General features: G+C 65.6%; 11 protein-coding genes (1 of these 11 running past the window's edge). 6 read left to right on the top strand and 5 right to left on the bottom strand.

What is annotated here, in order from left to right; genetic code table 11:
* Positions 1–290, top strand: partial view of a formate/nitrite transporter family protein gene (locus CCOS191_RS06380; protein ID WP_046854505.1) — the 3' portion only. It extends 586 nt beyond the left edge of the window; the window shows 290 of its 876 coding nt (coding positions 587–876); its start codon lies beyond the left edge, outside the window; it ends in the stop codon at positions 288–290.
* Here CCOS191_RS06380 and CCOS191_RS06375 read toward each other — a convergent pair.
* Positions 287–1,381: an MBL fold metallo-hydrolase gene (locus tag CCOS191_RS06375; RefSeq protein WP_082120363.1), complete on the bottom strand. Its 1,095-nt coding sequence runs from the start codon at positions 1,379–1,381 to the stop codon at positions 287–289. The two genes, CCOS191_RS06380 and CCOS191_RS06375, sit on opposite strands and share 4 nt — an antisense overlap.
* A 125-nt stretch (positions 1,382–1,506) precedes the next feature.
* On the opposite strand from CCOS191_RS06375, the gene CCOS191_RS06370 reads away from it, so the two are divergent.
* Entirely contained in the window at positions 1,507–2,583 is a 1,077-nt protein-coding gene (locus CCOS191_RS06370; protein WP_046854504.1) for a diguanylate cyclase, read from the top strand.
* 51 nt (positions 2,584–2,634) lie between these two features.
* Positions 2,635–5,217, top strand: coding sequence for a bifunctional diguanylate cyclase/phosphodiesterase (locus CCOS191_RS06365; protein ID WP_046854503.1), 2,583 nt, complete (start codon positions 2,635–2,637; stop codon positions 5,215–5,217).
* Between the two features lie 16 nt (positions 5,218–5,233).
* On the opposite strand, the gene CCOS191_RS06360 is transcribed toward CCOS191_RS06365, so the two are convergent.
* Positions 5,234–5,554, bottom strand: a complete 321-nt coding sequence (locus tag CCOS191_RS06360; RefSeq protein WP_023629578.1) for a DUF2025 family protein — start codon at positions 5,552–5,554, stop codon at positions 5,234–5,236.
* Between the two features lie 183 nt (positions 5,555–5,737).
* Between CCOS191_RS06360 and CCOS191_RS06355 the strand changes: the two genes are divergently transcribed.
* Entirely contained in the window at positions 5,738–6,952 is a 1,215-nt protein-coding gene (locus tag CCOS191_RS06355) for a GAF domain-containing sensor histidine kinase (protein ID WP_046854502.1), read from the top strand.
* Here CCOS191_RS06355 and CCOS191_RS06350 read toward each other — a convergent pair.
* A complete protein-coding gene (locus tag CCOS191_RS06350) occupies positions 6,891–7,808 on the bottom strand; it encodes a LysR family transcriptional regulator (protein ID WP_046854501.1) in 918 nt (305 codons plus the stop codon). The two genes, CCOS191_RS06355 and CCOS191_RS06350, sit on opposite strands and share 62 nt — an antisense overlap.
* A 114-nt stretch (positions 7,809–7,922) precedes the next feature.
* On the opposite strand from CCOS191_RS06350, the gene CCOS191_RS06345 reads away from it, so the two are divergent.
* The gene (locus CCOS191_RS06345) at positions 7,923–8,681 is read left to right on the top strand and encodes an SDR family NAD(P)-dependent oxidoreductase (RefSeq protein WP_046854500.1); all 759 of its coding nucleotides are present in this window, start codon (positions 7,923–7,925) and stop codon (positions 8,679–8,681) included.
* A gap of 21 nt (positions 8,682–8,702) precedes the next feature.
* Here CCOS191_RS06345 and CCOS191_RS06340 read toward each other — a convergent pair whose 3' ends face one another.
* Positions 8,703–9,482 carry a LysR family transcriptional regulator gene (locus CCOS191_RS06340; protein ID WP_046854499.1) on the bottom strand — a complete coding sequence of 260 codons (780 nt, stop codon included), beginning with the start codon at positions 9,480–9,482 and terminating at the stop codon, positions 8,703–8,705.
* Positions 9,483–9,583: 101 nt separating this feature from the next.
* On the opposite strand from CCOS191_RS06340, the gene CCOS191_RS06335 reads away from it, so the two are divergent.
* Complete coding sequence (locus tag CCOS191_RS06335; protein WP_046854498.1) at positions 9,584–10,312, top strand: SDR family oxidoreductase; 729 nt, start codon at positions 9,584–9,586, stop codon at positions 10,310–10,312.
* A 124-nt stretch (positions 10,313–10,436) separates the two neighbouring features.
* On the opposite strand, the gene CCOS191_RS06330 is transcribed toward CCOS191_RS06335, so the two are convergent.
* Positions 10,437–11,297 (bottom strand): efflux RND transporter periplasmic adaptor subunit, encoded by an 861-nt coding sequence (locus CCOS191_RS06330; protein ID WP_046854497.1) that lies wholly within the window; start codon positions 11,295–11,297, stop codon positions 10,437–10,439.
* Positions 11,298–11,302: the final 5 nt, after the last annotated feature.

Below are 11,302 nucleotides of genomic sequence, written 5' to 3'. Positions count from 1 at the left end.
TCCCGTCCATGGAGCACGCCAAGATCTGGATCATCCTGGTGATCACCTACCTGATGGCCCTGGGCGACTTCACCCACATTGTCGTAGGCTCGGTGGAAGTGTCGTACCTGGTCTGGGCCGGCGATGAAACCTGGCAAGCGTTCTGGCTCGACTTCGCATTGCCCACCCTGGCGGGCAACATCATCGGCGGCAGCTTCATCTTTGCCCTGATCAGCCACGCCCAGGTACGCAGCGACAGCGGCAAGCCTCCCTCGAAGCTATTGAAGGACGACAAACAGACCAAGGACTAGCGCGCCGCAACCGCCCGCTCGGCTCCCCTGCCCCGCTGCGGCAATGGCCTTGGCCGCCACCAGTTCTGCCCGGGGTGCGGCGAGTCGAGGCTGACCCGCTCGCCCATCTGCGGCGTGCTTAGTTGCACCTGGGCGGCATTGGCCAGGGCCAGGATACGCTCGAAGGGCTCCTGCCAACCGTGGATGGACAGGTCGAAGGTGCCGTTGTGAATCGGCAACAGCCAGCGGCCTCGCAAGTCCATGTGCGCCTGCAGGGTCTGTTCCGGCTGCATGTGCACATTGGGCCAGGCAACGTTATAGGCGCCAGTCTCCATCAGGGTCAGGTCGAACGGCCCATACTGCTCGCCGATTTCACGGAAACCGTCGAAATAGCCGGTGTCGCCGCTGAAGAACAGCCGCAGCCCTTCGTCGATCATCACCCAGGATGCCCAGAGCCTGCGGTTGCTGTCGAACAGCCCGCGCCCGGAAAAATGCTGGGCAGGCGTGGCAACGAAGCGCACGCCTTCGACTTCGGTTTCCTGCCACCAGTCCAGTTGCCGCACCTTGGCCGGCGGCACACCCCACTCGACGAGCAGGTCCCCCACGCCCAACGGAGCGAGGAAATGCTCGGTGCGCGGTGCCAGTTGGCGGATGGCCTGCTCATCCAGATGGTCGTAATGGTCGTGGGAGAGAATCACCGCGGTCAGTGGCGGCAGGTCGCCCAGCGCCAGCGGCGGTGCATGGAAGCGCAACGGCCCGGCCCATTGCACCGGCGAGGCGCGCTCGGCGAACACCGGGTCGGTAATGAAGAAGCGCCCGCGCAACTTGAGCAGCACAGTGGAATGGCCGAGGCGCCACAGGCTGTGATCCGGTGCGTCAGCCACCTGCTGGCGGGTCATCGGCTGCAGGTTCAGCGCCGCATCCGGCCGGGTTTGCGGCGGCTTGCGCAGCAACAGGTACTTGACGCCGATGCGCAGCTTCTTGAGCGCGCCATCCTTGGGCAGTTCGACCTGGTTGTGAAAGCGTCCGTCACGCTGCGGTGCCGGCTCGCCAGCGGGGATAGCCATGGGGACCATGAGCAGCAGCACTCCGCAAAAGAGGAAAGCCTTCATATTACTCCACAGGGTCGGATCAACCGTGAAATGGCTTGTAAGGTCATTTTTCGCCGATGAACGATTGTTCAACAATATTCACATTACTTATGCGATAAACGGCGCTCCACAGAAGAACGATAACCATGATCGACAACCGCAGCGGCAAGGGGCTCTCTTTCGTCAGGCGCATCTACCTGCCGCGCATCATCGGCCTGGGAATCGGCCTGTTCAGCGTGATGGCCGCCATCGCCCCGCTGAACCCACCGAACTGGGCCTGGGCCCTGCTGCTGGTCAATGGCTTGGTCTGGCCACACGTGGCCTACCAGTGGGCCCTGCGCTCGGCCACTCCCTACCAGGCCGAGCAGCGCAACATCCTGCTGGATTCGCTGATGGGCGGTTTCTGGACCGCGGCTATCCAGTTCAACCCGCTACCCAGCGTCACCATCCTGTCGATGATGACCATGAACAACGTCGCCGCCGGTGGCAAACGCGTGCTGCTGCGCGGCCTGCTGGCGCAGCTGTGCGGCATGCTCCTGGCCACCATGCTGCTCGGCACCGGCCTGCAGACACAGGCCACGCAGTTGCAGGTCCTCGCCTGCCTGCCGATGCTGACCTTCTACCCCCTGGCCCTGGGCTGGGTGTGCTACCAGCTGGCGATCAAGCTGACCGAACACAAGCGCCGCCTCAGCGCCCTGAGTCGCACCGACAGCCTGACCGGCCTGCTCAACCATGGCTCGTGGAAAGACCTGTTGCTGCTCAAGTTCCAGATCTGCCAGCAGCAACGGCTGCCGGCGGTCATCGCGCTGATCGACATCGACCACTTCAAGACCATCAATGATACCTACGGCCATGTGGTCGGCGACTGCGTGTTGCGCCAGCTCAGCCAGGAGCTCAAGCGCAACTTGCGCGAGGACGACCTGGCCGGGCGCTATGGCGGCGACGAGTTCTGCGTGATCCTTCCCGGCACCCACGAAGCCCAGGCCTGCCAGGCCATGGAGCGCCTGCGCGAACGCGTGGCCGCCTATCGCAACCCGCATTTGCCGGGCTTGCGCATCAGCCTGAGCATCGGCCTGGCTGACTTTCGACCCGACCTCGCCTCGCCCGAGCATTGGCTGGAACAGGCCGACAAGGCCCTGTATGCCGCCAAGCACCAGGGTCGCGACCAGGTCAATTTCGCTCGCGGCGAGGCCGCCACGCTCAGGCTGGCCTATCCTGACTGAACCTTCGCCCAGGCCTCGGGCGCAGACAGCAGTTGAAGGAGTCGCCCGTACATGGACAGGAACGTCGACCTTTCACCCTCCAGTCCCACCTCGCGCCTGCAGGTGCGCCGCCTGGTCGGCGGTTTCTGCGCGCTGTTCGGGCTCGCTTGCGTGTTCACCTTGGTGGCATTGTTCAACATCGCCGCCACGCTGGACCGCCAGGCGCTGGAGCAAAGCACCTTCCAGGCCTCCCAGGCGCTGGAACAGCGGCTGGTGGCCTCACGCCAGTTCCTCTCCAGCTACGCCGTCTGGGACGCCGCCTACGAACATCTGGTAGGCAAGGTCGACTGGCAGTGGGCGTATGACGAGAAGAACGTCGGTGAGTCGCTGTACAGCGCCAGCGGCTACGAAGGTGTGTTCGTGGTCGAGGATGACCGCACCACCTACGCCCTGTTCAAGGGCAAACCCACCGATTCGCCGGCTAGCGCCCATATCGACAGCCCCCTGGCGGCAATCATCGACGCGGCGCGCAGGGCAGCACCGGCCCGCGAGCAGGTAACCCACTTCGTACGCTTCAACGGCTGGCCCGCCGTGCTCAGCGCCGCGGCGGTACGCCCGGACAAGGAAGTGACCGAGGCTGATGTAAAACAGGCGCCGGTGATGGTGTTCGTCGACCAGCTGACCGAAGCCAAGCTCGCAGTGCTGGGCAAAGGCGCGGGTTTGACCGGCATGCGCCTGGAGAAAAACGCCGTCGCCCAGGCCGGACAACCGCATATCGCCCTCGGCGAAACCGGTTATCACCTGGTCTGGAACACCCCGCTGCCGGGCCGCCAACTGCTGCATGCCTTCCTGCCGCCGCTGCTGGCAGTACTGCTCGTGCTTGGCCTGGTGCTTCTCTACCTGTTCCGCCACGCCCTGCGAAGTTCCCAGGCAATAGATGAAAGCCTGCTGCGATTGCAGCAGAGCAACCGCGCCCTGGAAGCCAGCGAGCAGCGCTTTCGCGCAGTGGCCGAAGCCGCCTCCGACTGGATCTGGGAAACCGACCGTCATCACCGCCTGACCTACCTGTCGCAGCGCTTCGTCAGCGTCACCGGCTACCGCATCGAGGACTGGCTCGGCCAGCCGCTCAACCAGTTGCTGGCCTGCGACACCACGCCCCTGCTGCCCTGGCTCGACAACGAGGCCGACAGCGATACCCAGCAACTGGCCAACCTGCGTTGCAACTACGATGACGCCACCGGGCAGAACCGTTACTGCCGCGTGTCGGCGCGCTCGATCATCTATGAAGGCAAGCTCGCCGGGTTTCGCGGCACCGCCAGCGACATCACCGACGAGGTTGCCGCCCATGCCCGCATCCAGCACCTGTCGATGCACGACGCCCTGACCGGCCTCGCCAACCGCAACAAACTGTCGCGCCACCTCGAACAAGCCCTGCTACGCGGCAGCGACTCGCCGCCCCTCACGCTGTTGCTGCTCGACCTGGACAGCTTCAAGCCGATCAACGACTCCCTCGGCCACCCTGCCGGCGACGCGGTGTTGCAGGAAGTGGCCAGCCGCCTGCGCGACACCACCCGCGACGATGACCTGGTCGCCCGCCTGGGCGGCGACGAGTTCGTCCTGGTCCTGCATGGCCTGGACAACCGCAGCGAAATCGACCGTTTCTGCGCGCGCCTGCTCGACCTGCTGCAACAACCCATCGGTTTCGAGGAACACCAGTTGCACATCGGTGCCAGCATCGGCATCGCCCAGACCCGGGCACAGGGCTACGACGCCGGCGAACTGATCCGTTGCGCCGACATTGCCCTGTACCAGGCCAAGGCCGACGGCAAGAACACCTGGCGTTACTTCTCGCCGGAAATGAACCAGCAGATCCAGTACCGCCGCCAGCTGGAAAACGACCTGCGCCGGGCGATCAAGCAGCACGAGTTCGTGCTGCACTACCAGCCACGCTACCGCCTGGACGATCTGCGCATCGTTTCGGTGGAGGCCCTCTTGCGCTGGGAGCATCCCCAGGAAGGGCTGATCGGGCCAGACACTTTCATTCCCTTGGCCGAACAGAGCGACCTGATCGTCCCGCTGGGCCGCTGGGTGCTCGAAGAAGCCTGCCGCAATGCCCGTGACTGGCCCGAAGAGCTGCTGGTCTCGGTCAACCTGTCGCCCGCGCAGTTCTCCCGCAGCGATGTGGTCGCCGATGTGCGCCAGGTGTTGCTGGACACCGGCTTCCCGGCCCAGCGCCTGGAGCTGGAAATCACCGAGAACGTGATGCTCAACGACATCGAAGGTGCCCTGGGCACCATGCTCGCGCTCAAGGAACTGGGCGTGCGCCTGAACATGGACGACTTCGGCACCGGCTACTCGTCACTGGGCTACCTGCGCACCTACCCCTTCGACAGCATCAAGATCGACAAGCGCTTCATCGCCGGGCTGAGCAGCCAGAGCGGCAACGACCGGGCCGTGGTCCAGGCGATCATCAACCTGGGCAAGGCCATGGGGCTGACGGTGACCGCCGAGGGCGTGGAGACCGAGCAGCAATTGAAGGCGCTGGACAAGGAGCAGTGCCACGAGGTGCAGGGCTACTACCTGAGCAAGCCCGTGGACCGGGCAGAGTTCGAGGCGCTGCTGGCGAACCGCGAAGTTCGCCAGGATGCGTCCTGAATGCACTGCCCTGGCGTCAACGCAGATTGCGCTCGGCGACGATCTCGGGCAGGTCGGTACGGTTGAGGTAGATGCGCAATGGCTCGCCGATGTTCAACCGATCGTCCACATGCTGCTCCAGCAGCAACGCCAGGCGCTCCCGGCACAGCGCCATGCGCGCATCGGCCTCGGGCCGCCAGACGAACTCGCTGCAGGGGGTGATGCTGTCGTCGGCCACGTCCATGCCGAACGCGTCCTCTGAAAACCGCACGATATGGGTGCCGCGTTTGCCGTGAAAACCGACGAAGCCCTTGAGCTGATCGGCGGCGATGCAGATGTCCTGGGATGTGATGGCCATGGCGTAACCTCGCAAAGAATTCGGAAGTGACGCACGCAGAGGGGGCGGTCGCCTCTGGCGGGCAACGCGCAAGTGCCAGCCTAACCCAAGTGCCAGACCGTTCGCCAAGGTTTTTCACCCCTCGTGCCAAGGCCCGCTAGACTGGATTTTCGAGCCCCTTCGTTGTTATCGGATCCGCCCCTCATGACCCAGGCCGTCACCGCCGACATCGCCATCATTGGTCGCATCAACGCCGTGCCGGCCATCCTCCAGGTCATCTGCGAGACCACCGGCCTGCGCTTTGCCGCCGTGGCCCGGGTGACCGAGAGCAGCTGGACGGCCTGCGCGGTGCTCGACACCCTGGGATTCGGCCTCGAGGTAGGCGGCGAACTCGAGGTCGCCACCACGCTGTGCCACGAAATCCGCAGCACACGCCAGACCATCGTGATCGACAAGGCCAGCGAGGACGAGCAGTACTGCCGTCATCGCGCTCCGCGCCAGTACCGCTTCGAAAGCTACATTTCGGTTCCGGTGCTACGTACCGACGGCAGCTTCTTCGGTACCATCTGTGCCCTGGACGCCGAGCCAACGCCACTCAAGGGCACGGCAATCCAGCCAATGATGGAATCGTTCGCCCGCCTGCTGGCCATCCAGATCGAAAGCGAGGAAAGCGCCCAGCGCACCGAGCGCGCCCTGCACAAAGAGCGGGCCATGGCCGAGGTGCGCGAGCAGTTCATCGCCGTGCTCGGCCACGACCTGCGCAACCCGCTGTTCGCCATCACCGCCGGTGCCGAACTGCTCAGCCAGCGCCTGACCGACGACAAGCAACGGGCCATTGCCCTGCATATCCTCACCTGCGGCCAGCGGGCCACCGAGCTGGTGCGCGACATGCTGGACTTCGCCCGTGGTCGCCTTGGTGCCGGGATCCCGCTGAACCTGCAGCCCTGCCACGACCTGCCGGACGCTCTCGGCCATGTGGCCTCCGAGCTGCAGCGTGTCCACCCGCAGCGGCGCATCATCCTCGACATCGGCCAGGTCGGCGGCCTGCTGTGTGACCGCGAGCGGATCACGCAACTGTTGTCCAACCTGATCGCCAATGCCCTCCTCCATGGCGACCCACAAGGCCCGGTAACCGTGCGCGCCAGCCTCAGCGACAGTACCTTCGACCTGAGCGTGCACAACCAGGGCACGCCGATCGCCCCGCAAACCCTGCCCCTGCTGTTCGAGCCTTTCAGCCGGCCGATCTCCGGCGCGCCCCAGCCCGGCCTGGGCCTGGGGCTGTACATTACCAAGCAGATCGCCCTGGCCCACGGCGGCCGCATGGAGGTGACCTCCAGCGCCGAGGCCGGCACGCTGTTCAGTTTTCGCCTGCCGAAGGGTCGACCTGAGACTCCAGCAGCACCGCCAGCCAGTTCATGAACGCCTGCACCCGGCGCGGCACATGGCGCTGCCGCGCATACAACAGCGACACCGGCATGGCCCGCGCCTGCCAGGGCTCGAGCAGTGACACCAGTTCACCCGCGCGCAGGTGTTCATCGACACCTACCGCCGGCACCTGGATCAGGCCGAGCCCAGCCAGGCAGGCGGCGGAATAGGCTTCGGCGTTGTTCACCGTGACCACGCCAGCCATGGCCTGGAAGCGCAACTCGCCGCCCTGCTCGTATTCGAACCCGGCACTGCGCGCGCCGAGGTTGCGCACGTAGTGGACCAGCCGGTGACTATCCAGGTCCTCCAGGCTGCGGGGTACGCCATGCCGCTCCAGATAGGCGGGGCTGGCGCAGTTGCGCATGCTCAGGCGCCCGACCGGACGCGCCACCACGTCCAGGTCGCTGAGCGCGCCGATGCGCATCACGCAGTCGAAACCTTCGCGCAACAGGTCGACCTGGCGGTCGGTGCAACTGATCTCCACGTCCAGGCGCGGGAAGCGTTCGAGAAACTGCGGCAGCGCCGGCACGATGACCCGTCGCGCCATCATGGTCGGCAGGTCGATGCGCAGGCGCCCGGCCAGTTCGGCGTCGTCGGCGCTGAACAGGCTCTCGATCTCGTCCATGCCTGACAACAGGTCCTTGCTGCGCTCGTACAGCAAGGCGCCGTCCTGGGTCGTGCGCACCCGGCGCGTGGTGCGGTTGAGCAGGCGCGTGCCGAGCAGGTTTTCCAGCGCCCGCACCTGCTCGGAGACAGTCGAGCGCGGCAGCCCCAGGCTTTCGCCGGCCAGGGTGAAACTGCTCAGTTCGCTGACCCTGACAAAGGTACGCAGCAGATCCAGCTTGTTCATACCCATCCTCATTGTCCGATTGATGCGAACAGTATTTCCGGAATCCGTGGATTTAACAGCCTATCCCCGATCAATAACCTGTCCGCAACAGCCACCCACAACGAGGTATCCGACATGACTCGCAAGATCGCACTGATCACCGGCGCCAGCCGCGGCCTGGGCAAGAACACCGCCGAACACCTGGCCGCCCGTGGCATCGACATCATCGGCACCTACCACAGCAAGGCCGACGAAGCCCGCGCCGTGGCGGCCACGCTGGAGCAGGCCGGCGTGCGCGCCGCCATGCTGCAACTGGACGTCAGCGACAGCGCCAGCTTCGCAAGTTTCGTCGAACGCCTGGGCGACACCCTCGAACAGCAGTTCGGCCGCCGTCAGCTGGACTTCCTGGTAAACAACGCCGGCATCGGCCTGAACGTGCCATTCAGCGAGACCAGCGAGGCGCAGTTCGACCAGTTGCTGAACATCCAGCTCAAAGGCCCGTTCTTCCTTACCCAGCGCCTGCTGCCGCTGCTGGCCGACGGCGGGCGGATCGTCAACATCTCCACCGGCCTGACCCGCTTCGCCCTGCCCGGCTATGCCGCCTATGCGGCCATGAAGGGCGCCATGGAAGTGCTGACCCGCTACCAGGCCAAGGAGCTGGGCGCGCGCGGCATCCGGGTGAACATTCTCGCGCCGGGCGCCATCGAGACCGATTTCGGCGGGGGCGTGGTGCGTGACAACCAGCAGGTCAATGACTACATCGCTGGCAACACCGCCCTGGGCCGGGTCGGCCTGCCCGACGATATCGGCGCGGCCATTGCCCTGTTGCTGGAGGATGGCAATGGCTGGATCAACGGGCAGCGGCTGGAGGTGTCGGGGGGCATGTTCCTCTGAGGCACACGCTGCGCAATGCGCTCAAGCTCGGTTCAAGGCCTGGTGCAGCGCAGCGACGGCAGGAAGTGACAAAGCCTCATGGGTGATGCACAAGCCGACCCGGCGCCGCAGTGCCAGGCCGCTGCCGGGCCGCCAGTACACCCCGGGACAGCGCTCGGCCAGGGACTGCGGCAACCATGCCGCGCCCAGCCCGGCGGCGACCATGGCCAGCGCCAGTTGCAACGAACCGGCCTGGCCAACCTGCTCGCCTTCGCCGTACAACCCCATCAGGCGCTGGTGCGAAGGATGCTGCGGACAGGTGATCCAGCGCCCGTCCGGCTGGCTGCCGGTCGCCATTACCAGCACGAAGGCCTCCTCCCACAACGGCAAGAACAGTTCGTCCTCGCAACGCTGGGCCTCATCGGCCAACCGCGCATCCCCGTCGCAGCCTTCGAGCAAGGTCAATTGCAGGCCCGCCACCGCCTGGCTGGCCAGGCGCACGCAAGCCTCGACCTGGGCCGGCGCGATGTCCGTCTCGATGCCCAGAGCCAAAGGCACCCGCTCCTGTCCCTGGCGAAAACGCAGGCGCAGCGCGTCGGCCTCGGCCACCATGCGGCAGGCCTGGGGATACAGCTCACGCGCCTGCTCGCTGACCTCGACCCCACGGGCCTGACGCAGGAACAGCTCGGCGCCGAGGTCATCCTCCAGCTGGCGGATGGTCACCGACAAGGTCGGTTGCGCCACGCACAGACGCTGGGCGGCTACAGTGATGTTGCGCGCTTCGAAGACCGCGATAAATGCCTTGAGATGACGGATATCCATAGATAGAACCGATGCCAGCCAGAGAAATAAGCCGTTTTTCATGGCCGAAAGGGCTATCTAGAATCCTGGCCATCGAAAGCGATTATGCCTTGGAGGCAACCATGAACAAACCCCTGATCATTATCACCGGCGCCAGCTCCGGCATCGGCGCCGCCACCGCCCAACACTTTTCCGCCGCGGGCCATCCGCTGCTGCTGATCGCCCGCCGCCTGGATCGCCTGGAGGCGCTGGCGTTGCCCGATTGCCTGTGCCGCGCCGTGGATATCCGCGACCGCGCGGCGCTGGTCGCCGCCGTGGCCGAGGCCGAAGCCGTGTACGGGCCGGCCGATGCCCTGGTGAACAATGCCGGGGTGATGCTGCTGGGGCAGATGCACGAACAGGACCCGGAACAATGGGAGCGCATGTTCGACATCAACGTCAAAGGCCTGCTCAACGGCGTGCACGCGCTGGTCGGCGGGATGGTCGAGCGGCGCCATGGCACCCTGATCAATGTCAGCTCGGTGGCCGGACGCAAGACCTTCCCCAACCATGTGGCCTACGTAGGCAGCAAGTTCGCCGTGCACGGGTTGTCGGAAAACCTGCGCGAGGAGCTGGCGCCGCACAATGTGCGGGTGGTGACCATCGCGCCGGGCGCAGTGGAGACCGAGCTGCTCGGGCATACCACCGACGAGGGCATCAAGCGCGACTACGAGGCCTGGAAGGCCAATGACATGGGCGGCGTGGTGCTGTCGGCGGAAGATGTCGCCGGGGCGATCGTCTGGGCCTACCAGCAGCCGCAGCAGGTGTGCATTCGCGAGATCGTGCTGGCGGCGACTGCCCAGCAGCCTTGAGGCTGAGTACCGGGGGCGCGATGCGCCCCTTTCGCCGCGGTTCGTCGCCACGACGAGCCGGCTCCCACACCGACCGCGCCGGCCTCAGGCCATATGCAATCCCAGTGGAAGCGGGCCTGCTCCCTCAAGGCGCTTCATGCACCTGCACGCTAGCCGTCATGCCAGCGCTCAGGGTCACGCCCTCGGGCACCTGGTCCAGGCGGATGCGCACGGGAATGCGCTGCGCCAGCCGCACCCAGTTGAACGTAGGCTCCACCTCGGGCAGCAACTGCCCATCCGGCGTCGAGTTGCGGTCGGTGATCCCCCGGCTGATGCTTTCCACCTGCCCTTGCATCGCGTCGCCGGCGCCCATGAGCCAGACCTTGACCGGGTCGCCGACGCGAATCCGCGGCAGCTTGGTTTCTTCGAAATACGCCTGGATATAGAACGTGGCATCGTCCACCAGCGCCATCACCGATTGCCCGGTGTTGACGAAATTGCCCTCGGCCAGGCGCAGATTGGTGATATGCCCGCCGCGCGGGGCGCGTACCTCGCTGCGGGCCAGGTTGATCTTCGCCACTTGCAACTGGGCCTCGGCCTCGTGCAGTTCGCCGCGGGCGACAGCGGCGTTGATCTGGGCGTTCTCGCGCAACTCGGCACTGATCGCCTCCGGCCCCAGGGCAGTGCGCCGGGCGGCCTCGCGCTCGCGCAGGCGCAACTGCTGGGTACGCGTCTCGACCACGGCGGTGGCCTGGTCGAAGGCGGCCTGGAAGCGTTCGCGGTCGATGCTCATCAGCAGGTCGCCGGCCTTCACCTGCTGGTTGTCATGCACCTTCAACGCGCTGACCCAGCCAGACACGTCGGGGGCGATCACCACCACGTCGGCACGCACCCGGGCATCCCGGGTCCAGGGCGTGAGCATGTAGTACTGCCACAGTTGATAGCCGGCAAAAACAGCGAGGATCACCACACACAGGGTGACCAAGGTACGTACGACTGTACGCATGGACT

It is taken from the genome of Pseudomonas sp. CCOS 191 (genome assembly GCF_001007005.1).
Taxonomy (GTDB): domain Bacteria; phylum Pseudomonadota; class Gammaproteobacteria; order Pseudomonadales; family Pseudomonadaceae; genus Aquipseudomonas; species Aquipseudomonas soli.
The sequence above is the reverse complement of the archived record's forward strand: the minus strand, read 5'-3'. Positions and strand labels throughout refer to the sequence as shown.